The organism is Ideonella azotifigens, from assembly GCF_006519715.1.
In the GTDB taxonomy this organism is placed as follows: domain Bacteria; phylum Pseudomonadota; class Gammaproteobacteria; order Burkholderiales; family Burkholderiaceae_C; genus Ideonella; species Ideonella azotifigens.
In genome coordinates this window covers 1-2,299 of sequence record NZ_VIDT01000790.1, presented here as the reverse complement: position 1 = coordinate 2,299, position 2,299 = coordinate 1, and the positions used below count along the sequence as shown (strand labels likewise).

The 2,299-nt window shown below is 67.9% G+C and carries 3 protein-coding genes; all 3 read right to left on the bottom strand.

The window, feature by feature from the left end:
• Positions 1 to 479 (bottom strand): hypothetical protein (locus tag FKP22_RS27685; RefSeq protein WP_141291213.1); only part of this gene is annotated, 479 nt, incomplete at its 3' end.
• Positions 479 to 1,993 (bottom strand): methyltransferase domain-containing protein, encoded by a 1,515-nt coding sequence (locus tag FKP22_RS27680; RefSeq protein WP_141291210.1) that lies wholly within the window; start codon positions 1,991 to 1,993, stop codon positions 479 to 481. The genes FKP22_RS27680 and FKP22_RS27685, both read right to left, overlap by 1 nt.
• Positions 1,994 to 2,103: 110 nt before the next feature.
• Positions 2,104 to 2,299: hypothetical protein (locus FKP22_RS32910; RefSeq protein ID WP_211361620.1), on the bottom strand; the 196-nt coding region annotated here is incomplete at its 5' end.

The following is a 2,299-nucleotide window of genomic DNA, read 5'->3' as shown; positions in this document are numbered from 1 at the left end:
GGCGTGGCTTCTGCAGTGCCGGGCAGGGCCAGCTGCGGGAAGGCGGCAAACGGCAGGTAGCGCCAGGCCACCGGCAGCGTGCCGCCCAGCCAGTCGCGGTAGCCGGCTTCGGGCGAGATCAGCGAGAGGCGGGGCTGGCTGGCGGCGTCGGCCAGGAATTCCTTCATCACCGGCACGCGGGCCAGGTCGTAGAGCAGCGCGTCCAGCAGGTAGACCGAGACGGGCGAGCGGCCGAAGTGTTCCCACAGCGGGCGGCCGTCGATCTCTGTGGCCAGCGGCATCGGGCCCAGCGACAGCACACCCAGCATCTGCTGCGGCGGCACGGCGGCCAGCGCCTGCGCGTCGCCCGGCAGCGTGAAGACACGTGCGTTCAGGCCCTGGCAGACCAGTCCGGCCGCCATGCGCTCGGCCACACTGGTCACGGCATTGTTCGGGTGTTCGAAGGCCAGCACGGCCATCACTTCTGCATGGGGCTGCATCACAGCACCTCCTCGGTCGGAATCGGGTGGGCGGCAGCTTCGGTGAACACCCAGCTGTCATCGGCAATGCCGCCGAAATCGGCCTGCATCGCGCGGGCCACGGTGCGCTCGCGCGGCGTGGTGGCGATCTTGCGCAGCGTCATCTTCATGAACGCCGCCTGTTCCTTGTTGCAAGGCTTGGTCTGCATGTCCAGCCACTGCGACTGGGCGACCTCGAAGCGGTGCTCGAACCAGCCCAGGTACCAGAACCAGTCGGTGTAGTAGAGCCAGGAGTTCTCGTTCAATGCGCGCAGGTGCGTGGGGTCCTGCCAGGCCGTGAGCGCCTTTTCGTAAGGCACCTCGATCTGGAATTCGCCGCCTTCCTTGAGCAGCGTCAGCGCGTTGCCCATCAGCATCGGCAGGTCGGGCACATGCTCCAGCACGTTGTTGGCGTAGAGCAGGTCCAGGCTGTCGGGGGCCAGCAGGATCTCGGCGCCGCGCTCGCCTTGCAGCGTCAGCGGGAAGCTTTGCGCCTGGCCCAGGTCCAGCACCAGGTCGGGCTGGGCGCGGGCCAGGATGTCGATGTTCAGCCAGCCGGGCTTGTAGTCCTTGCCGGAACCCAGGTTCACACGCGTGGGCTTCCATGGTTCGGCCGCGCGGGTCTTGCCCCAGGCCTGGAAGAAGCCGGCGGCAAAGGCCAGCAGGTCGGCATAGGCGTCGATGGTGTCGTGGCGTGCGAAGGCGGCCAGCCTGGCTTCTGCCTGCGCGAAGAAGACGGGCCTGGCGAACTGGTGCTGGAAGAAGTTTTCGAGTTCGCCCTCACGCAGCCAGAAGACCGACTCGTCGAAGGCGGCACTCGGCCGGGTCTGCGGGCCGCGTTCGGAGATGACGGGCGTGCCCAGCGACATCGCATGGAAGGCACGCGCCTGCTCGAAGCGGCTGCTTTCGTAGAAATGGCAGTTCAGCACCGCCTTGGCCTGGCGCACGAAATGGTCGCGCTCGGGGCCGTACAGCGGGTGGTCGAAGTTGGCGACGTTCCAGCCGCAGGCTTCCACCCGCTGGATGAAGGCCTGGCGGCGCGGGTTCATGCTGCCGAAGAACAGCAGGTCGATGGGGCGCTCTTGCAGCGGCAGTGCGGTGCCGTCGGCCAGGTAGGGCGCGTGGCCGAAGGGCACGATGGGCACGTCCTGCGGCTCGCTGCAGTAGCTGGCGACGTTGGCGGCGTCGTAGTCCACCACCGCGGCGCCGCGCAAGAGATTCAGGTAATCGTTGCTGACGCGTGCGCCACCGTCACCCAGCTGTTCCAGGTTGACGAACACGCAGGCGTGGCGGCGCTGCCAGTCGGCGGGAAAGCCCAGGTGGGCGCCGAAGACCAGGTTCACCGCGTCCTCGCGCAACCGGTTCTTGGCAATCGTCACCTCCGCGCCCATGCGCGTGAACTGGTGGCGGAAATAGCGCGCCTGGTCCAGGAAGCCCAGCGAATGGACATAGCCGGCCGGCTGGATGATGGCCAGGTGTACGGGGGGCAGTTGCATACGCAGGGTTCCTCGGCCGCCGGCGGCAACTGCCAGCGCTGAGGCGATGGTGCCTGCGCTCGCCGTGAACTAAAGCGCGATGAGACGGGCCAAGCGGCGCCTTATCGTCTTCAGGCTGCGGCGAGTGCCGTGGGCGGCAAGCCTGCCTGCTGGCGGTCGAACATGCGCTGCAGCAGGGCTTCGTAGTCGCGGGCGTAGCGGTCGGTGTCGAACAGCGGCAGGGCCAGGCGATGTTCGTCCAGCTGGGCTTTCAGGCCTTGCAGCACCTGCGGCTCGTTGGCCAGCGCGGCGGCCAGGCCCACGTAG